The sequence below is a fragment of the Chitinophaga sp. OAE865 genome (assembly GCF_040546735.1).
Classification (GTDB): domain Bacteria; phylum Bacteroidota; class Bacteroidia; order Chitinophagales; family Chitinophagaceae; genus Chitinophaga; species Chitinophaga polysaccharea_A.
This window is the reverse complement of the sequence record NZ_JBEPOF010000001.1, coordinates 2147662-2169925: the sequence shown is the minus strand read 5'-3', so window position 1 is coordinate 2169925 and position 22264 is coordinate 2147662. Positions and strand designations below refer to the sequence as shown.

10 protein-coding genes are annotated in these 22264 nt (G+C 44.5%); all 10 read right to left on the bottom strand.

Going from position 1 to position 22264, the window contains the following annotated elements; genetic code table 11:
• Positions 1–4: 4 nt before the first annotated feature.
• Positions 5–2020: an alginate lyase family protein gene (locus tag ABIE50_RS08940; protein WP_209864408.1), complete on the bottom strand. Its 2016-nt coding sequence runs from the start codon at positions 2018–2020 to the stop codon at positions 5–7.
• Between the two features lie 97 nt (positions 2021–2117).
• The gene (locus ABIE50_RS08935) at positions 2118–2606 is read right to left on the bottom strand and encodes a CHRD domain-containing protein (RefSeq protein WP_209864410.1); all 489 of its coding nucleotides are present in this window, start codon (positions 2604–2606) and stop codon (positions 2118–2120) included.
• Positions 2607–2640: 34 nt separating this feature from the next.
• A complete protein-coding gene (locus ABIE50_RS08930; RefSeq protein WP_209864412.1) occupies positions 2641–4407 on the bottom strand; it encodes a RagB/SusD family nutrient uptake outer membrane protein in 1767 nt (588 codons plus the stop codon).
• A 16-nt stretch (positions 4408–4423) separates the two neighbouring features.
• A complete protein-coding gene (locus tag ABIE50_RS08925) occupies positions 4424–7504 on the bottom strand; it encodes a SusC/RagA family TonB-linked outer membrane protein (protein WP_209864414.1) in 3081 nt (1026 codons plus the stop codon).
• 28 nt (positions 7505–7532) lie between these two features.
• Positions 7533–9311: a RagB/SusD family nutrient uptake outer membrane protein gene (locus ABIE50_RS08920; protein WP_209864416.1), complete on the bottom strand. Its 1779-nt coding sequence runs from the start codon at positions 9309–9311 to the stop codon at positions 7533–7535.
• A gap of 18 nt (positions 9312–9329) precedes the next feature.
• The gene (locus ABIE50_RS08915) at positions 9330–12209 is read right to left on the bottom strand and encodes a SusC/RagA family TonB-linked outer membrane protein (protein ID WP_209864418.1); all 2880 of its coding nucleotides are present in this window, start codon (positions 12207–12209) and stop codon (positions 9330–9332) included.
• A 98-nt stretch (positions 12210–12307) separates the two neighbouring features.
• Positions 12308–13378: a LacI family DNA-binding transcriptional regulator gene (locus tag ABIE50_RS08910; RefSeq protein WP_209864421.1), complete on the bottom strand. Its 1071-nt coding sequence runs from the start codon at positions 13376–13378 to the stop codon at positions 12308–12310.
• A gap of 634 nt (positions 13379–14012) precedes the next feature.
• Complete coding sequence (locus ABIE50_RS08905) at positions 14013–18236, bottom strand: hybrid sensor histidine kinase/response regulator (protein WP_209864424.1); 4224 nt, start codon at positions 18234–18236, stop codon at positions 14013–14015.
• A gap of 263 nt (positions 18237–18499) precedes the next feature.
• Complete coding sequence (locus ABIE50_RS08900; RefSeq protein ID WP_354027938.1) at positions 18500–20608, bottom strand: alpha-L-fucosidase; 2109 nt, start codon at positions 20606–20608, stop codon at positions 18500–18502.
• A gap of 64 nt (positions 20609–20672) precedes the next feature.
• Positions 20673–22262: a GH39 family glycosyl hydrolase gene (locus tag ABIE50_RS08895; protein ID WP_209864426.1), complete on the bottom strand. Its 1590-nt coding sequence runs from the start codon at positions 22260–22262 to the stop codon at positions 20673–20675.
• Positions 22263–22264 lie beyond the last annotated feature (2 nt).

The window sequence follows — 22264 nt, the reverse complement described above, 5'->3', positions numbered from 1 at the left end:
TCACTTACTGTTGCCCTGCTATTGTTATATTATCGAATGTTGCTGTGTTTATAGCGGAACTGTTTGAGGAAACAGCCAATCCAATATAATAGGTGCGCGCCATTGATACCGTAACCGGGGAACCTACGGCAAACCATGTTTTTCCGTCGGTCGACTGATAGGCAGTGAAAGTATTTCCGGCTCTTTGCAAGCGGAACCAGGTAGGTGTACGGGTGTAGGCATTACCTGTTTGAAAACCCATGGAACCGCCGGGGGAAGTACGGCTTCCAAATCTTGCTTCACGAATACCTCCATCTCCTGATGTCATGCTGAAAGCAACGGCATTGGAAGAAAGCGACTCCCGGATCATGATGCCCGTTTTCTGTGAACCGCCGCCAGTCCATGTACCTGCTGCAACCCGTACAGTAATCGTAGCATCGCCCGTTATACTTTTATACACATAGCTCAAACCATCTGCCGCGCCGCCGATACCCGCACCGGAACCACTCACTACAAAAGTTCCGTTACTTACATTGGCATAACCTGTTGTGCCTGCAACAGCAACCGTCCCGATATCCTGTTTACTCCAACCGGCAGGCAATGCACCTGTAGCTGCCGGCGTTGCATTTACTTCTGAAGAATTACCGCCTGTTCCTGCCTGGTTAATGGCAGATACAACATAGTAATACCTGGTACCATTCATTACGCTTGTATCTTCATATAAAGGAAAGGTTCCCCTGTAGGTTGCAATGGTAGTATAGGGGCCACTGCCTGTTGTTGAACGTAATACATTATAACCGGTTGCCGTAGCCACCGGGCTCCATCTTAGCCATACCCTTTTCACACCGGCTGTTGCCTGCAATCCTGCCGGCGCAGATGGTGCAGGAGACGCCGGATAAGGAGAAGCAGATGCATTTAGTGTATAACAGAGCGTACCGAAGCCAAGGTTATCATCATGTTCAAATCCTTCCGGACGGTTTATTTCAGCCATGGCTTTTACATTGGGAGCACTTAATCCTTTTCTTACCACGTAGTGATTGTAGATCATTTCCCAGATAGGGCGCTGCAATCTTCCCCTGCCGCCACTATTTTGCTCCGAGGCCCAAAAATTGCGGACGTTATCACAGTTGTTATAAGTAGTGTATGGTACATCTTTCCACAGGTTGTATTTGGCGGTATATTCCGCACCGGCAAGCAGGCGGTTGTTATCATACCCATACAGATCCAGTCCCTGGTTCCACGCTATCTGGCAAAAGCTTGCCAGCATTCCCACTCCCAACAGCGCATGCTCCTGGTCGCGGCCTGTTTCCTGCCACTGAGCCAAACCTCCCGGATGCAAAAAAGGAATTGCTTTGGTAATGTTACCGTTGCCTGCACCGGATTTAAAATATGTAACAGCCTCATTGAACCTGGTCGTATCATCGCACAGTACACCAATGCTTAAAATGGCTGTGATATTACAGATATCCCAGTTGGCCCAGTAATGACTGATGCAGGTGTTGTTGTGACGGGTTAAAAAATCATGACAGTTCGGATACAGGTAAGTGGTCATCATGTTTTTAAACCGGCTAAAATCTGTCTGCGACCAATTAGGATAAAGACGCAGTATTTCCCCTGCCACTGCAAATTCATAAATCGCTATTCCCATTAATCCGGGAATGTCCTGGCCACTTGGAACCTGGTTTACACTATAGGCCCATGCGTTCAGAATTCTTCGCGAACAGGCTGCATAGGAAGTATCACCTGAGATGTACCAACGCAAAGCATTCAGATAAGCAGCAACAGCATCGGCGGAAGCCCGCTGACGGCTGACCCCCATGTTGCCCTGCGCTGCCGCAGTGTAAGTGTTTTGCGCTTTGGGATGAGCAATCAATGCATTCCAGCTGTCAATCCACGGATGCGCTCCGGCTGCTACCTGGGTTTTCATCCGGTCTAAATCGCTTTGTGTATGTAAGCCTCCCGGATGCACAAATGTTTGTGCTGATATTGAAATACTGTAAAAAAGGAACAGGAAAAATGATAAGTATTTTACTTGATTCATTGTAATATTTTTCTTTTATCGTTATTGTCATTCCGTATGGCCATAATTTTCTATCGCCTTTAATTCGTGGCAGCGCTTCAATTCCGGGCTGCCAGGTTTACTGTTCTTTTACAGCCAACTGCCCCCTGATGATACCGTTGGGATACTTCTTTGTATTGATGGTAAAGTAATAGGCCCCTGCCAGGAAATCTTTCTTTTCGATCACGCTGAATCCGTTTAAACCAGCTAAACCTAAATTGACCCTGGATTCATTGTTTGTGCTAACAAACGGTAAGGAACGCACCAAAACGCCATTTTCCGTTACACCGGCAGGACCGTAAAAATTTACCGAGGTAATGGTGTCTTTGTTTGCTCCCCACAGCTCAGTCCATGTTATGGTAAAGGTCAGGATGTTCGATTGCTCATCATAAAAACCTGTGAATGTACCGGCAGACGTGGTATCTATTGCAGGCACCAATTGTTTGCTGCTCGCAGCCGATGTAACCGTATATTGGCTGCCACTGATCCTTTCCAGCGTTCCTCCTTTTGTACAGCCAATGATTGAAAAAACGGCAATAAGAGTAAAGGCAGTTATAATGCGTCTCATAATTTGAACATTAAAATTGTTTTAAACTTGTCTTTTAATAACCCGGCGTTTGTTTTAAAGCAGGCGACTTCGTTAACTCGCTTTGTGGTATAGGCCAGAAATACATTGCCTCGGTAAATACATGCTTTCTTATAGGGATCACGCGGTAAGAAAAACTTCCATTCGCGGCCCTTGTGATCTCCATTCCGTGTGTTTCAGCATTTTCTGTCCGGGGGGCGATCTTCCAGCGGCGCACATCCCAGAAGCGATGCTCTTCAAAAGCCAGCTCCACACGGCGCTCGTGCCAGATAGCTTCCCGCATTTCTTCTTTGGTCATACCTGCCTTCAAACCATACAAACCATTTTCACCTTCTATAATACCTGCGCGGCTACGTATCATCTTCAACCAGTCATATACTTCAGCAGTTGGGCCCAGGAATTCATTTGTTGCCTCAGCCGCATTTAACAGCACTTCTGCATAACGCATCACAACCCATGGGCGATACAGTTCCCCGCCACCGCCGTTACACATCTTATACCTGAAATACCCGGTTAATGTACCTGTGGATGTATAAATGCCATCAACACTGGCACTGGTTACTGCTGCATTCCCTGCCGGAATTACGCCTGTATAGGTATTGACCGGCTGGTCGCCAAACGAGCCCATACTGCGAATGGCGCCATTATAATGAATGGTGTAAGTAAGCCGTGGATCCCTGTTCTTGTACATGTTATCACCTATACCCGGATAACCGGAAGCAGGATCTGTTATCCGCAGCCCGTTGATCATATCAAATTCATCTACTAACTCCTGCGTCGGAAAATACTTGGTTCCGGCCCATCCGTTCATACCTCCCCTGGAAGTTGGATTTGCGCTGGCTTCAACATAAAAATTATTGGCAGTTGTCCAGGGTTGCCAGTAAACGAGAACATGCTCCTGCTGGGGCGTATTTTGCAGGAAAAGTGTATAAAGAGGCGTAGCTGAGGAGGTATACAAACTATAAACACCCAGGCTGATCACCGCCTTTGCAGCCTCTGAAGCCTGTTTCCAGCGTTCGGGATCTGCGCTGGCAAAAGTGAGCAGATGTTCGGGATCATCAGCTCTTGACCCACTATTGAACAGGGGACTGGCTGCGTATAAAAGCATTCTTGCCTTTACTGCCAATGCAGCCCCTTTTGTCACTTTCAACTGATTTACATCTCCGGAACGGTAAGATAGCGGGAGTAAGGCAGCAGCCGCATCCAGTTCATCGGTTAAATATTTAACACAGGTCTCAAATGAGCTGCGCGGAACATCTATCTTTTCATTGTCGGCAAATATTTTATCGCCTATTAATGGTATGCCGCCATAATGTTTTAACAGGGTAAAGAGATACCATGCTCTTAAAAACCGTACCTGCCCCACCCAGTAGTCCCTCGTTGCAACTGATACAGGGATGCTGTCTTTATTCTTCAGAAAAATATTCGCAGCTCTCACCATCTGGAAAGTGGTTCCCCAAAGCCCCCTGTCGGCATTGTTGGCATTAATGCCGCCACTTGAAATTTTATAGGTGTAAAAAGTAGGATCAGCAATAGGCTCCGATTCATCGCAAGCCGCGTCTAACCCGGTATTATTGAATCTCCGGGGATTAAAAGATATTCCCAGGCTTGAATAAAGGTTATTAACCACGCCCAGTGACCTGGTGCTGTCCCGAAAAACCGCTGTTTCATCAATAGCTGATAATGTTTTCTGATCGAGGAAATCTTTTTTGCAGGCAGTGATAAAACCTGCAGCTATAAGCAACCCTGCCAATAAGGTTCTCCTGTATATATGTCTGGTCATAAGTAATTTTTTTGAGTTAGAAGCCTAGTTGCAATCCAAAGTTGAAGTTTGCAGTATTGGGATAGGCGCCACCGGTGCCGTTAGCAATTTCAGCGTCCTGCTGGAACTTACCCATTTCCTGTATATTCACAAGATTATATCCTGAAACATACACCCTCGCATTCTGAACTACCTTCGTGCTTTTTAACCATCCCCGTGGAATCTGGTAAGCCAGCTCCAGTGATCTTAACCGGGCATACCAGGTATCGGCAAACCAGAAATCAGAAACCGTTTGCCAGGAGATATTATTTATGTTGGAGTTTAAACCAATGCGGGGATAAGTGGCGGTAGCCGCTGTTGCGGGTGTCCAGCGTTCCAGGTTCCAGGGGCGTAGGTTACCGTTGAAAGCATCACCGGCGCCTTCAGCTATTACCTGTACAGAATAACCAAAAGACCCCTGCAGCAGCGCTCTTAATGTTAATCCCTTATAACCAATTGTAAATTCAGCTCCTAAAACGGTGCTGGGTAAATTAGGTTTCGATAACCAGGTTTTATCAGCATCTGTAATAACGCCATCCCCGTTCATATCAGCATACTTCAGGTCGCCCGGTTGTATAACACTCCATAACGGTGCGGCAATGCCTTTTCTCACTTTCCCATTCGCATCAAAATCATCCTGCTGGTAAAATCCAAGACTATGGTACCCCATGGTTAAACCCAGCCTGGTTCCCGTTCTGGCCTGGTAAGGATAATCCGGAGCCTCACTTATATAAACTATACGGTTTACTGCATAAGAAGCATTTGCGCTGATCGAATAATTGATCTTTCCCTTATCATTCCTGTAGGTGATCATTCCATCAAATCCCTGGTTCTCTGATCTGCCAATATTCTTTTTTGGAAGCCCTTGTCCAATCAACAAGGGAACGCCTCCCTGGTCGATCAACTGGTCGTAACGGTAGTTATAAAAATAACTGCCGCTCAGCGTAACTTTTCCCTGGAACATGTTCAACTCCAAACCGAGGTCTGTCTTCTTTTCTTTTTCCCAGGTAACATCAGGATTTACCAATGCTCCTTCTACCGTGGTATTACCATAATAATTCGATCCCGTGGTAGCATACTGGATAACAGAGGTCACTGTACCCGGATAACTGGCATCTGATCCCACAAGGCCATAAGACCCCCTGATTTTAAACATGTCGAAAAATGGAAACAGGTTTTTAAAAAACGGTTCTTCAGCCAGGTTATACCCCCACGATACTGCCGGGAATATTCCATACCGGTTGCTTTCCTGGAACAGGTCATTGCCATTACGGGCAACGGTAATGCCCAGGAGATACTTACGCCTGAAATCATAATCCAGTCGCGCAGTGGTGCCCCGGTAGTTGATGGGAATCGCTACACCATTTATATAATTCCGCTGATTTAACAGCACAAGCCCGGTGAAATGATGGCCACCAAGGGTGCGATCATAATTAAGGGACGCCTGAAGAATAGTGGTAGAATTAAAAGCGCTGCTTGGAGCGGCAACTGAATATGGCAGCATGCGGTATTGACCCGCGTCCCTTATTGAATAAGAGTTCGTGGCAGCGTTATACTTATAGGCAGGCAAACCACTGCGGTTAAGATTGCGGCCCTCATTATTATTGCCGGCGTAAGAAACATTTACTTTAGCAGATAAACCCGGAGTTATAAAATCAAGCAACTGGTCTGCACCTACCACAATGTTATAGTTGTTCCTGAAACTTCTTATATACCCGCCGTTTGCCAACCTGAAAACCGGGTTAATAGCGCCGTTGTTGGTTGTGGCTCCCAAATGTGATGCGTAACTGGCGCTGCCATTGGGATTTATTACCGGCATGGCATAAGGAGCCATGTAACGGAATGCACCCAGCTCATAAAAAAGCCCGGCGCCCTCTACAGGTCCGCTTGGATTGTTAACTGTTTCAAAGCGGCCATTGACATCAAACCGGATCTTTAACGTTTTTGTCGGGGTAATATCAAGATTCGAACGGTAATTAAAACGCCTGTAGAAATAATTGGTATTAACATAATCCCCCACCGGCTTAAAGTCTTTCAAAATACCATTCTGGGAAAAATAACCTAATGATGTAAAATATTTCACAAGAGAGTTTCCCCCGCTTACATCCACGTTATAACGGGATTGTGTTGATGCTTTTTTAAATAAAACATCCGCCCAGTTAACATTTGGATGACCATAAGGATCAGAGCCGTCTTTGAACTTCTGCAGATCCTCCGGGGTAAATGGAAGCACAGGGGTTTGGGACTGGCCATAAGCATCATTTATAGTTGCTTCATTGCGAAGCAGGGCTGTAGTATACGAATCAAGGAATGTCGGCATCCTGATAGTTTGGTTAATACCGCTTTCTGCGGTGAAGTTAATCCGTGGCTTTCCTATACGCCCCCTTGTAGTAGTCACAACCAGAACTCCGTTGGCTCCTTTTAACCCGTAAATGGATGTTGTAGCCGCATCTTTCAGGATGGAAACAGATTCAACTTCATTTACATTCAGCTGTGAAAGCTGCGTATAGTCATACTCTATATCATCTACAATGATCAGCGGTTTATTATCGCCGGTAATAGAATTAACTCCCCTGATAAAAAAATCAGCGGCGTCTGCCCCGGGTTGCCCGCTTCTTTGCTGGCTAAAAAAACCAGGCAAACGGCCGATAAGCGTATTCTGAATACTGGCAGTAGGAACAGTCCTGATCTCTTCACCCTTTACCGAACTAACGGCCCCTGTGCTTGTAATCCTTTTCTGACGCCCAAAACCAACTACCACCACATCTTCCAGGCCCTTTACATCCGGCGTCAGGTGAACGAGCATCGGAGCGCCTGCAACCGCGGTAATGGTTTGGGGCAGATAGCCTATGCAGGTGATCACCAGTTTCCTTACACCGCCGGGCTTTAACGAGATGGTATAATTCCCGTGCTCATCAGAAACGATCCCGTTCTTCCTGTTGTCCAGTTCTGAAATTGTGGCTCCGCTTATCGCCTCATTTTTATCATTTACAACACGCCCTCTTATGATCATATTCTGAGACCATGCAACAGTTGACATCAGCGAAAACCACATCAATATGAATATCTTTATTTTCATTTTATGCTGTTTATTGTAACAAAAAGATTCAATACCCGGGGTTCTGCTCAATTCCGCTATTTACCTGCGTTTCCTTTATTGCGATAGGAAACAGATACATGGCATCTGTAAAATAGGGAGTGGTAACCACCTTCGGGGAATAGTTGAATGTGCCGTTTGCGTTTTTGGTAATAGTAACTCCATGAAGCGCAGTTCCGTAAACGGCTTTCGCAGTTTTCCACCTGCGGATGTCCCAAAACCTCTGCTCTTCAAATGCTAACTCGATACGACGCTCATTACGTACAGCATCACGCATCTGCCCCTGCAACAATCCGGGAGGCAGCGTATAAGGAGAAAGACCGGCTCTCTGCCGGATTTTTTCAACAGCTGCATATACAGAGGCATCAGGCCCTGAATACTCATTTTGCGCCTCGGCATACATTAAAAGAATGTCCGCATACCTGATAATACACCCCGGCGGAATAAAACCGGCGTCCCGGTAAAAAGTGCTGGTATAGTTGGCACTGCTGCTGTCATTTGCACAAAACTTTTTCGCGTAATAGCCGGTTTGTGTCTGCACAGGAGCAAGGGTTGCATCATTTGGTTTATCCTTTCCACCTTCAAAAGTTTCTACGGGTCTTTGCAGCCATTTAGCGCCATTATAAAACACGGTCTGTTCCAAACGCGGATCGCGACCGGTATATGGGTTTAATGGATCATACCCGGAAGATTGATCAGCGATTGCTTTCCCGTTCTTCATCGGGAAGGCGTCAACAAATTCCTGCGTGGGACTTACACGTCCTTCACTATTGCGGTTGGCAGGTTTGTATCCGGGAGGAGACATGTAATAGGCATATACATTATCAATACGCGGATCACTCATCCGGAAAAAAATGTGTTCCTTGTTCGCCCTTGCCAACATCAAAGTATAACGATTAGGCTCCAGGTCATAAATACCCAGATCCATCACTGCTTTCGCAGCATCTGCAGCCGCTTTCCATCTTTCTGCACTGTAGGAAGAATAACCGGTATAAGACCTGCCGGGAGTTGGCGAAGGATTAAATAAAGGGCTCGCTGCCAGGAGCAATACCTTTGCCTTAATTGCCATCACAATACTTTTGCGCATTTTTCCGAAATCGGCATCAGTTGTTCTGCCGGCGAGGGAGGCATCCGGACGCAGACTGTCCTTAGCTATGTCAAGTTCTGATACAATGTAGTTTACACACTCTTCAAAGCTGTTGCGTTTCAGGTTTAACAACTCGGGATCATTTGAATCAAAAATTTTATCACCTATCAGTGGCACACCTCCATACCTTCTTACCAGTTCGTAATAAAAGTAAGCCCTGAGCGCACGGGCCTCGTTAGGCAACCATACTTTGCGGGAGGAATCCGCCCACGGAACTTTTTGGTAATATTTTAAAAAAATATTCGCTGCCCTTATAGCACTATAACAATTGCCCCAGTTGTCATCAAATGTAGCTACAGGACTGTACCCGCCGCGAATAACATTCCATCCCTCATTTCCATCGCCGCTTGGAACAGCATCGTCAGAAAAGCACTCCAGCGGTACCAGGGAAATATTACTCCTGGCTGAATTATTGCCGCCAAAACTGGAACCACCCAGCATCCGGTTATACCCGGAAGGGATTTTCCCATATATATTTGTCACCCACTTATATGCCTGGTCACCGGTAGGGTCATTCTCATCGAAGATATAGTCTATAGTAAGCAGCTCAAGAGGTTTGTCTTCAAACGCTCTTTTACAGGATGATACTGTAAAAATGACTGCAGCGAAAATAAGACAGATCCAGCCATAATTCTTTTTCATACAACAATACATTGTCGGTTAAAATTTAATGTTGATACCGAAATTGAAAATCTTCATAATGGGATAAGCAGCGCCCCAGGCCTCCGGATCGAGATCTTTCCTTATATCATAAATTTCTGCCCAGGTAAGCAGGTTCAATCCATTGGTGAACAGTCGCACAGAAGGAAGACCAATTTTGCGGGATAATTTTTCAGGGAAAGTGTAGCCTATCTCTACGTTTTTCAGGCGCACAAAATCATTATCCTTCAACCAGAAAGAGGATGTTTGTGTATTATTGGTGTTGTTACCCAACCACAACCTTGGTTGTTTGGCAGTTCCTGCGGTTGCTGCTGTAAACCGGCCCAGGTTATACTCATAGGCATTATTCTGCCCGCTGTTCCCAAAACCGTTCATGAAATCGCCGCTTAAAATACTCTGGCGGTTTAATGTGCCCTGGATAAGTATGGAGAGATCAAGACCTTTAAAACTAAATCCGGTATAGAGACCATAATATATTGCGGGTTTTGCGTTGCCAATCGGGCTCTGGTCATCCACTGTAATCTGCCCGTCACCATTGCGGTCCAGGTAGCGTATATCGCCAGGTCTCAGGGAAGATTTTGGAGAGGAAGGCATCACCGCAGTAGCGGGATCATTGATCTCATCATAGGATTTAAACAGGCCAATTGCGGTATAACCATACTGCAGCCCTACCGGCCTTCCTGTCGTGATCTGGTAATCGTAATTTTTGGGCAATTCCGCATTATAAACCACCTTCGACTGAACAAGAGAGAAATTACCGGAAACAAAATAGTTAAACGCTTTTATGCGCTGCTGCCAGTTCACGGAAATATCTGTACCCCAGTAATTGAATCGCTGGTAGTTCTGTGCCGGATATCCCGCACCAAAAACAGCCGTTGTTAAAGTAGGCGCTGCAACAAGATCATAGAACTTATTAAAGAAATAATCCGCAGTTATTGTCACCTTGTTGTTCCACAGCCCAAGATCAATGCCTGCATTGAACTTTTTGGCTTTTTCAGGATTAAGGCCTGTATTGGCAATGGCATTCTCCCCTGAACCTCTTTCAAGTGAAGAGCCGGAGCCAAACCAATAACCATTAACGCTGAAATAGGTTTGTATATAGGAAAAGTACCCGGCATTTACCTGGCCGGTGAGCCCATAATTGGCCCTTAATTTCAGATTGCTGATGAAAGGCAGGTTACGGCTGATGAACGCTTCCTTATGCAGGTTCCAGCCAAGCCCGCCGGCCCAGTATGTTGCCCAATGTTTTGATGGCGCCAGCCAGTTGTATCCCCCATAGCTAACAGCACCTTCGGCTATATACTTTTCATCAAAACAATAGTTCAGTTTACCCGAGTACGCAGTGTAATTTTCCGGAAGGTTCGTGGTATTAAATGCCAGCCTGCTTTGCTGGTTCGCCACTGTCAATACAGAAATAGCATGCTTTTTAAAAGTCCGGTCATAACCAAGCGATCCTTCCAGATATACAATGCGATACCTTTCATTTGCGCCTCCCCCGGTTGTTTGCTCGGTTGTTGACCCATACTTCGTGTAAGCCCCGTCCAGATACTGGTATACTTCAAAATTCTTGTCCCGTTTGGTGGTGAAATAGGTGGTATTGTTGTTGGAAGCTTTAGCCTTCAGCACAAGACCTTTTGTAAGTACATCCAGTTTCTGGGTAACCTCCAGGTCAACTGCAATATCTCTCACATCCTGGAACTGATATCCCCGGGCAACGGCCTGGCCCCAGATGTTCGCATTACCCTGGTATTTGTCGCTCCCTCCTAATGTCCCATCAGGATTGAAAACAGGATACGCAAGTTGGGGGGTAGTTAACAGGGATGAAAAAATGCCCGAAACACCTCCTCCCGGTTGGTTGTAGCGTTGAAAACGGCCGAAGAGGTTCAATTGCATAAAAGTTACCGGTGTTATATCAACACCAACATTCGAACGCAATGCATACCTGTTCAGCTGGGCATTTGTATTATACTTATTCTCATCACTGGTCCTGATAATTCCTTTTTCTTTCATATTATCCAGGTCAACAAAATACCTGAATCCTTTTCCACTGCCCTGTATATTAAGATTGTACCGCGATACACCGGCTCTTTTACTCAGCACGGTGTTGTACCAGTCTACATCAGGATAGGTATAGGGATCTGTTTGATTTTTATAGGCATCGATCTGGTCCTGGGAATATTGAGGAATAACCGGTGTTATACCGGCGTCGTTTTGCCTGGCCTCATTATACAGGGTAGCATACTGCCAGGCAGGCAAAGGTTTGGGAAGAGCTGTTGGCGTTTCAAAACCCGATTGGGCGGTAAATGAAATACGGGGCTTGCCTACATCTCCTTTTTTTGTTCTGACGGAGATTATTCCGTACGAGGAACGCTGACCGAACATCACTGTTGAAAGTGCATCTTTTAATACGGTGATAGATTCAATCTGTTCCGGGTCGATAGACTGGTACCCTCTTTCCACACCGTCAATCAGGATGATCTGCGCCCTTGCGCCGCGGATGTTGAAGCTCATCCCGTTGCCGTCCAGGCCTGGCCCTCCGCTGCCAAAAGTGATATTCAGCCCGGGCAGGCGGCCAGGTAGGGCCTGCAGGAACTGCGGGCTTGGCGTTGTGATTAACTGGTTGGTGTAAACAGTGGCTACCGACTGGAGTAACCTGCTTTTCGCCTGCTCTCCATAAAGAATTGGAACAATCGCGGCGTTTTCCGGCATCTCAACTGCAGCCCCGGATTTTGGATCAACCTTTGTTGTATCGGCAACCTGTGCCCTGGCAGAAGAAAATACAAACAGCATTGCAGCCAGGAAAACCAGGTGAACCTTACCGTACACTTGCCTCCAAATACCTGAAGGTAGCAGAACATCTGCGGTTAGATTTTTTTTCATAGTGGAAGTTTATAAAAGACAAAAGAATTCTGTTAGGGTAAAAACCGCCTTTTTACCCTATTAGTTATTATTGAAATTTTGATTGATTACTTAACCGATTAACTGTTCTTCATAGTTGATGGCGCTGTGTGAATAATTTCCTTTTTCGCTTTGGGAAAAGAAGAATCTCTTACAATTAACTTAACCGGTAATGTTACCGTTCTTCGTTTTTTGCTTTCCCTTTCATCTGATAAAGCATTGATCAGTTGCTGTACTACTTCCTGTGCTATTTCTTCTATTGGTTGAGCTACGGCTGTGATGGAAGGAGAAAATAAATTAAAATGGGTATTATCGTCATAGCCTATTACCGCTATATCACCCGGTATCGCTAATCCCAAATCCCTGATCGCTTTTAGCCCGTTTGTGGCTAAATAATTAGTCGCAAAAATGATCGCATCAATTTTATCATGTTCCTTAATAAACTCCTGCACTAATTTTTCTGTACTCACCTGGCTACTTGATTTATATGGGAGCTTTGCAACGATCGGATCGCACAGGCCCTCTTCCATAGCCTTGATATAACCCTGCAGCCGGCCATGCATCTGCGTTTGCTCCGAGTTAAGCGTTATGAAGGCAATGTTGGAATAACCATTTTCCCTCAGATGCCTTACCGCCTGGTATGAACCGGAGTAGTTATCAATGATTACAGTACTGGTATTAAGAGAAGGCAGGTAGCGGTCAAAAAGGATCACCGGTACATTATCATCCATAAGCGCCTTTATTTCATCTTCTACGCCCGAAGGGGGCGCCATAATATACCCATCTACCTGTCGCTCCCGGAATAATTTTATCAATACTTTTGTTTTCTCGGTATCATTTTCAGTGCTCGCAAAGAATATTTTATACTTATGATTATATGCGATGGCTTCAATTCCCCTGGAAATACCGGAGAAGAACGGATCGGAAATATCTTCCACCAGCATTCCTATAATATTGGATTTCCCCGTTCGTAAGCTTTTTGCTATCATGTTTGGCTGATAGCCTACTTTTTTTATATAATCTGATACCTTTCTGCGAACATCCTCACTGATTTTCTTTTCATCCCCCTTGCCATTCAATACAAAAGATATGGTGGTAGCTGAAAGATTAAGTTCTTTGGCTATGTCGTGTATGGAAATCTTCTTTTTCATTTAGCCAGCAATCAGGATCCTTTATAAATTTTTTTATTAATCGATTTAGTGGCGGACAGTGGACATAAACCGTGGAATCGGATGTATCAGCCCTGACTTATAGGTAAAGCCCTTATTCAAATCAAATCGTTCCAAACCGGAAGAAAAACCGGTTTAAAAAATCGATAGCGTAAATCTACCTGTTTAAAATAAATGTTTTGGGAAATTCAGGAGGGGGGTATACTCCCAAAAAGGGGGGTGGAAACGCCAAAACAGGGTATTCAAATAAAACTGACAATTAATATATAACCATATTCATCCTGACCGCTCTTCCGGGAATGCCGATCACTTGTCTTTTCAGATAATCGATTTAGAGGATCTGTGATGATGATCACCGTTTGGTATCCGGAACCGGGATTATAACTCTCAATGATGAATACTTAAGGGTGAATTTAAACCGTCATTATGACACTAATAAATATATAAACAAGGAACAACACATGACATTCTGGCTACTACAGCCAGGTTTCTGTGATCGCTTGCTCCCTCAATGCTTAAAGAATGGACGGAAAAAAGATTATCATGAGTAACTGCAAAAGGTTATAACGCAGGATAAGGGAAGGGCCGTATAATAATGATGCCGCTCTTCCCCTCACTAAATGGATTTAGTTTGAGGAAGGATAGACTCTTTGTCAACCGTATATTGCTTTCCATGAACCTTACGGTACTTCTTTACATAATCAGACGGGTTCATACCGAAAAGCTTATTGAATTGCTCCCGGAAATATTTAATATCCCTGATGCCCACAGTGTAAGCGGTTTCCTTGATACTATAATCCGTATTGATAAATAGCTCGGCGGCTTTCCTGAGGCGGATGGACCGGATAAAGGTATTTACCGGCTGCCCGGAAACCAGTTTTACTTTACGAAGCAGGTTGGAATGGCTCATGCCCAGCTCGCTGAGCAAAGTTTGAATACTAAAGTTCTTATCTCTTAAATGCTTTTCAACAATGAGAATGCATTTGTCCAAAAGCTCTTTATATTCGGCAGAAACCTTGAAATCGCTTTTGTTGAAAGTTATCTCGTTGTAAAAATATTTTTGAATCGCATGGCGGTTCTTCAGAAGAGTGGTAACCAGTGCAACCACCAGTTTACTGTCAAAAGGTTTTACAATATAATCATCCGCGCCTCCCTCCACTCCCTGTAACTTGAGCTCATCAGACGTGGCGCCGGTAAGTAAGATAACGGGGATATGGCTTAACTGCTCGCTTTCCTTAACTGCCTTACAAAGCTCTATCCCACTCATCTGCTTCATGTGAATATCAGAAATAACCAGGTCGGGTAAATACTTTTGGGCCATAGCCAAACCAGCTTCCCCATTCTCTGCCTGGTATGTTATATATGTGTCTTTAAATAAGCGGACAAGATATTGCCTGATAGATTCATCATCATCTATGATCAGAATAGATTGCTTTTCAGAAACCAGTTCCGTTAAAGGTTCCTCTTTCTCATTATTCTCCCCGGTTTCGGCCTCTTCCTTGAGCGCTTCGATCAATTGGGGTACAGCCTCTGTTTCTGAAATAATAACATCCGCGCCAAAATGCGCTTTACCCTTCCGAAGTTTTAATATAAAAGTTGTTCCGTGTCCTTCCTCACTTTCATAGGAAACCGTTCCTTCATGTTGTTCTGTAAAATGCTTTACAAGGAACAGACCTATACCAAAGCCAGCCGGGGAACTGGCTCCCTTTCTTTCTGCCTTATAAAATTTTTCAAAGATCTTTTCTCCGGTTGCAGACGGAATGCCTGCACCATTGTCTTCAACCCTGATCACCACATCTTCCTCTGATTCTTCAAACAACACTTTTATGCTGCCATCAGCGGGAGTATATTTTAATGCATTGGAAAGAAGATTATATAATATGATCTCAAGTTTCTCCCTGTCGGCATATATTTCCAGGTTCCTATTCGGGCAATCAAAAATATAATTAATGCGCTGCGCTTTCGCTTGCCGTACAAAACATAAATACACTTCGTACGCCAGGTCATGAAGGTTCAGCCTGGATGGTTTTATACTATCCAAACCACTCTCCGTTTTCCTGAATAAAAGCAGCTGATCAACAAGACTGAGCATCCGCCTTGCATTACGATAAACAACATTTAATTCCTCTTTGTCATTTTGTTCACCGGAGCGCTTCCCCAGTAACTCTTTCACGGGATTAATAATTAATGTCAGTGGTGTTCTGAATTCATGAGATATACTGGTGAAGAAAGAAATTTTCTTCTCATGAATTTCCCTTTCTTTCTTATTCAGGATCCTTTCCTTTTCACGCTCGGCATGTTCTCTTTCCCTCTCCGCTCTCTCCTTCTCCAGCTCCGTTTTCTCCACCGCCAGTTCGGCCAGGCTCCTTTCCTTTTCCAGGCGCTCATTTTCTACATTAAGCTTTGCAATTTTCACTTCATATTGCAGCCTGGTTCGCTTTGCGCGGTATTGCAGATAAAAGTAAACAGCTCCGCCAACCATCACTGTATATATCAGGTATGCCCACCAGCTCCTGTACCAGGGAGGGAGAACAATGATCCTGATCTGCGCCTCTTCCTGGTTCCACTGACCCTCGGTATTGGTTGTTTTAACCCTGAATGTGTAAACGCCTTCTGAAAGATGGTTATAAGTTACTTTCCTCGTCTCCCCGCAATAGATCCAGTCCTTATCCGATCCCTGCATATAATAGGCATACTGAATCTTATCCGGTGCAGAATACTCCAACGCTGCAAACTCAAATGAAAGAAAGGCTTTATTATAAGGTATTCTGATGAGCTCAATACGATTGGAACTGGTTTGGATTTTAAGTGAAGAATCCTGTTCAAGCGGAGTGTTGGCAACTTTCACACCTGTTAAAAAAACTTTGGGATTACCATTAACTATGGCAATACTTTCGGGGCGGAACAAAGAAAATCCTTTAATACCACCAAAAACAATTTCACCGGATCTTAATTTCAATGCAGCATGGTAATTAAACTGGTTGCTTTGCAATCCATCGCCCTGATAATAGTTTTTAAATGTTTTGCTCCCGGGATTAAACCTGGCAATACCATTAAAAGTGCTCATCCAAAGATTACCTTCTGCATCCTCAAGGATCGTCAATACGGAATTGCTGCACAGTCCTTCATCTGTAGTGTAACGCGCAATAATTTTTCCCTGCTTCCTGTCAAACAGAATTAATCCTCCCCCCTCCGTACCGAGCCAAAAATTACCTGAGCTGTCTTCTGTTATAACATTAACCGGCTTGCCAATAAAATAAGAAACATGTTTTTTGCTGACCTTATCAATCTGAACCAAATGATTGATGTTGCCTCCCCAAAAAACATTATTCTTATCTTCCTTCAGCGAAAACAGATCCTTAAGCCTGTCATCAAACAATTCGAAAACCCTCTTCTCCCGGTTCAATTTAAACAGGCCGTATTGCTGGGTGCTTAGCCAGAAATTTTTCTCAGCATCTTCAAGAAGATTCGGACCTATAGGACGTAAAGTGAGCGCAGCGTTATGGGGGTCAACACAGTTATAGTGCTCAAACTTTCCGTTGTCAAAACGATTTACTCCTCCACGATAGGTGGTTATCCAGATATTGTTTTGAAAATCCGGCCGGATGTCGGTAACAAAATTGTCGCTTAATGAATATGGATTCCCACTTTCGTGGCGGTAATTGGTAAACGAGTTCAATCTCCTGTTCCAAATGCTCAAGCCGCCTCCATCCGTTCCTATCCATAAATCACTGTTGGGTGCTTCATAAAACGACAAAATATAATTACTGACAAGCGTGTTGGTTGTGGAATTACCGGAAACAATATTTTGAAAACGTTCTTTATTGGGATCAATAACATTGACTCCACCTCTTAAACAGCCAATCCATTTTCTTGATTGTTTGTCAATCCAGATAGAATAAACAGCATTGCTCGATAAAGAACCAGCCTCTTTGGTACCCGACAAAAATTGTGTTTCATCGGTTTCTGTATTCAAAATAACAACCCCGCCTCCATTTGTTGCAATCCACAATTCATTGCTTTTATTCATTGTGATCCCTGCAACTACATTGTAGTTCAATTTTCCATTCGCTACATTATAAACTTTGTCGAAGGAATTGGAATTGATATTGTACCGGAACAGCCCCTCATTTGTTCCTATCCACAAATAACCATTCGCCGCTTCAATACAATTAGCTGATTTGATGGTTGCATTTACAAGCTTTGCCTTGTTTGTTCCATACTCATAAACATACAGTCCTTTGTTAGAAACAAAAAACCAAACATTTTTATCATTTCCTGTTTTGACTGAGGTAGCATCATAAGATGAACCGGCATCCTTCTCCAGTGGTATGCTGTAGGCAACCCTTTCTCCTTTTGGGAAAAAAAGCAAGCCCTGGTCGGCTGTAGCAACAAACATATTTCCCTGCAGGTCCGCTTCAATGTCTTTGACAACCGATTTTAGCTGTTCCGCTTTTTTTCCAGGAGTGTAATAATAAAGGAAAGAAAAATTGTCATACAAACTTTGGTAAACACATGCTCCCTGTCTTGTTCCTATCCACAAATTCCCTTTCTCATCTTCACTGATGGCATTGATCCAGTTGTTAATCAGTGACCGGTCGTTTTTGAAACTATTTCTAAAGATCTTGAACTCATATCCGTCATAGCGGTTTAGTCCGTCATAAGTACCAAACCACATAAACCCATTTTTATCCTGGTAGATACATCTTACAAAATTGTTCGACAAACCCTGATCAATCCCAAGATAGGCCCTCACCGGGTAGCCGGCAAAGGACGTATACCAGGCAGGGAACTGAAAGAACGCTGCAAGGAAGACAAGCTTTTTAAAAAAAGATTTCATATAACGTGGCAATTGGCAAATAAGTATACGGCACCCGATTGTATAATTATATAATCATATATCTACAGTCTTTAAGTTGCGCATTGGCCAGGTACAGGCTTAAATACACCTTACAATATAGGCGAAAAAATGTAAAGCAGGAAATGGCATAATCCATCCCGTTTGGGTTAACTTATCAATGGCCGTAATGTTTTGGCGGCCGTGAATTTTTGCCCTGCCCACGGTTACACAGTACCCGGTGATTCCGGGGATAATGCTATTGTTTACCGGGTAATTACATCTACCTCTGCATACCCGGCATTACTTTTACCATAAACATCCTGCATGGATCGGAGCTGTATATAACGGGCCTTTACCGGTGAAAAATTCCTCGTTTGCCACACGGGGTTATTTCTTATATTCGGGAACTCTCCCTCATCTGCCTGTTTCCATTCAATATTGTCTTGGGAAACCAGGAATTGATATTTTGCAATTGCACCGGCCGTATTGCCCTGGTCCGGCAGGTACCTGAACCCGCATAGATGCTGTTCTTCTCCCAGATCGATCACAAGATCAACAGGCATTTTTTTGTCATTACCCTGATGCCACGCAGTAGATGGTTTACCATCCAGGATGAGATTTGCCTTTTCGTCATTGATACCGGCAATTGTCCAGTGTTTCCGGGAAATGTCAAATTTTTCATGTGATACAGGACTGCTTTTACCCGATGCAGGTTCGTAGGCAATAGCGCTGATCTCTATTTTTCCATCTGCATGAAAGGGGCCGTTATATCTTTTTGATGTTGAAGTAGGTTGCCGGCCGTCTGAGGTATAATACAGAACGGATGCTGCATCTGCCGGTGTGATGGTTATTTCACCGGATTGGTCTCTGATAATAGAAGGTGCTGCAAGGATCTGAGGCGCATTATAAATTCCTATGCCGGAGATCACAGGGCTGCTTTTTGAACCGGTAATATGCAAACGGACTGCAGTTGCCTTCACATCCGGGAAACGGAGAATACGCTTATACCCGATGGTAGTTGCTTTGGTAAGCTCTTTCCAGTTTCCGTCGACAAGCGCTTCCACTGTGAAAGATTTCACGCGTTGTCCCAGCCGGATATACTCCTGTACCACGAAACGGTTGAATGAGGTTGGTTTACCAAAATCTATGGTCAGGGAAGCGTCCGTAATATCATCATCTGTTGCCCAATAGGTATTTTTATCATTATCAATTGCCATAGCCGGCCCAAACCTGTTTGTATTGCCACGAACATTTGATGCCTTTACTTTCCTGTTTGTGGCCAGGTTAACTGCAAATGCTTCCTTTACCGCTTTGGCCAGTCCAAGTGCCGATTTTTCATCATTCGGATGGATCAGGCCATTGGGCATAATCGGGATATTAAGAAGCAATGTGCCGTTACGTCCAATGGAGTTATAATAGGTTTCCATTAATTGGGGTACCGTTTTTACCTGGCCATCCTCGTGCGGATGATAGAACCACTCCGGCCTGATAGAGGTATTTACTTCGGCCGGCACCCACGAATCTCCATTCTCCAAACCATGATGCAACATATTCCACTCCACCTCGCCTTTGGCATTTAGTAAACTCCAGTTCGTTTCTCCTACCCAGCCACCTTCGGTACCTACCCACCGCAGGTCTCCTCTATCGCCACCATCATTCCATATTACGCAATCAGGTTGTAATCTGCGGATCAGCTTATAGGTATTCTGCCAGTCATAATAGGTAGTCCGGTCAATGACACGCGTTTCATTGGCCCCGCCATAATAACCTGAGCCTCCATTTGCTCCATCAAACCATACTTCGAAAATCGGTCCATAGTTGGTAAGTAACTCCGTGAGCTGATTCCGGAAGTAGGTGATGTATGCAGGCTTTCCGTAATCCGGGTGATTCCTGTCCCAGGGCGATAAATATATTCCTAACTTCAAACCATATTCTTTGCAGGCATCCGCCATTTCCCGCACTATATCCCCCTTTCCATTCTTCCATGGCGCATTCTTTACAGAATACTCTGTGTATTTGGATGGCCAGAGACAAAAGCCACAGTGATGTTTCGCGGTTAATATAATTCCTTTCATGCCCGCTTCTTTGCATATACGCGCCCACTGACGGCAGTCCAGTTTTGCAGGATTAAATAAGTTGATATCCTCATTACCAAATCCCCAGGATTGATCTGTATAAGTGTTTAATGAGAAATGAACAAAAGCATAATACTGCATTTCCTGCCATCTCATCTGGTTCTCCGTAGGCACAGGCCCACACGGAGCCGGCGCTTTTACCTGCGCATGAATAGTACCAATGGAACAAAGACCAAGAATAAGCCAATACAATAAGCGCTTCATTTTGCTAACAATCCTCTCATTAATAATATTCATTCCTTTTAATTTATTTTACCGCCTTAACTATTTTACGGCCTCTACCCGAACTACATAACCGGCATCACTGCAACCTGATAATATTCAAAAAGAAAACATCGTTCTCACGGAGCTCCAGTTCCCGTGCAAAGGAGCCATCAGCATTTACAGTAACAATTTCCCTAGTAACCGGCGAACCATCGTTTTGCTTCTTTATTTGTTCTACTTCCTGCCTGGTAAGTTGTGCCGGTTTCCCCATGGAGAGATAGGTGGAATAAGCATCGTTAATATGATATCCTACTTTATAAATTTCAAGAGCATAGGTACCGCGGGGAACATTTGCGATATTGACCTTCAGCTTTCCTTTAGATCTGGAAGGGAGGTCACGAATATAGTATTGCTGGTTGTGCACGGAGTCGCCCGGATGCGTATTGGTAAAATCCCAGACCAGCGCCTGAATATTTCCTGCGGAATCCCTGCATACCCAGGAAGTAGAATCGGTATTTACCAACTCAGTGTTCCCCAGCCTGTTCAAAAACTGGTACGCATAGAATACCGGTTTGTTAATGCCCTGCGTATTCAGCATGCCAAAGCCTCCGTGAAAAGGCGTGAAACGGGGACCTGGCTCTTCAAAAATATCAGTAAAAACCCAATAAGACATTGAATTGGCAGCTTTGCCCGCCTGTTTAATTTTTTGCAGCACATAGGCGGCTTCATGATAGCTGTCGTGGATAGGATCAGCCGGAGTATAAGAAGCGCTCCATTCGGTATAATGAAGTTCCAGATGAGGCATAGCGGAACCGGCAATCTCTTTCCGTGATTGAATCACATCGCCACTTACGCTCATAGGATTTTTATCGAGTACGGTACCCGAGTTGCCAAATTCGTCGAGGTATCCCTGCTTCACCCCATAGGCGTGAGTGCTGATGAAATCTATAGGTACATTATTCTTCTCACAATAGGCAATCATTTCAGGCTCCCAGGCGGCTCCCGCAGTTCCCGGCCCTCCTACACGGTAAGAGGGGTTTATGCTCTTAATCGCCCTGGCGCTGTAAGTATACAATTTGAAATAGTCGCTCTGGCTCCCTGCCCAGAATCCATCCAGGTTAGGTTCATTCCAAACTTCAAAATACCAGGTCTTTACTTCATCGGCGCCATAACGCTCCGTAAAATGCCGGGTAAGATCCTTCACCAATGCTCCCCACTTTTCATAATCCTTTGGCGGAGTCACGTTGCCTCTCCACCAGAAAATTGTTTTAGACCCGCTGGCCAGCGCGGAAGGCATAAAACCCAGCTCCACGAAGGGTTTCATTCCAATGCTCTGCAAAAAGTCGAATAAAGCATCAATGTACATATAGTTATAAACCGGGTTCCCCTTACTGTCTTCAGTATATACAGCCATGTCGTCTGTTAAAAGGCCATGCATACGGATATACCTGAAACCGCATTCCTTTCTTACATAAGAAAGCTGCTGCTGCCAGTCGGCCCGAAGCCCTTCATTGGCGCGGCCTGCGCCAACGCATTCATTAAACATGGTATTGAGCTTACCGGCTGTTTTTTTGAAGTCAATATTAATGATCCGTTCAGGAATAACCGGTTTCTTTATTCTTTGTGCAACCAATGTTTCTGCCACCGCAGAAAGCAGGATCAACAAAAAAAAGACAACTTTTTTCATCT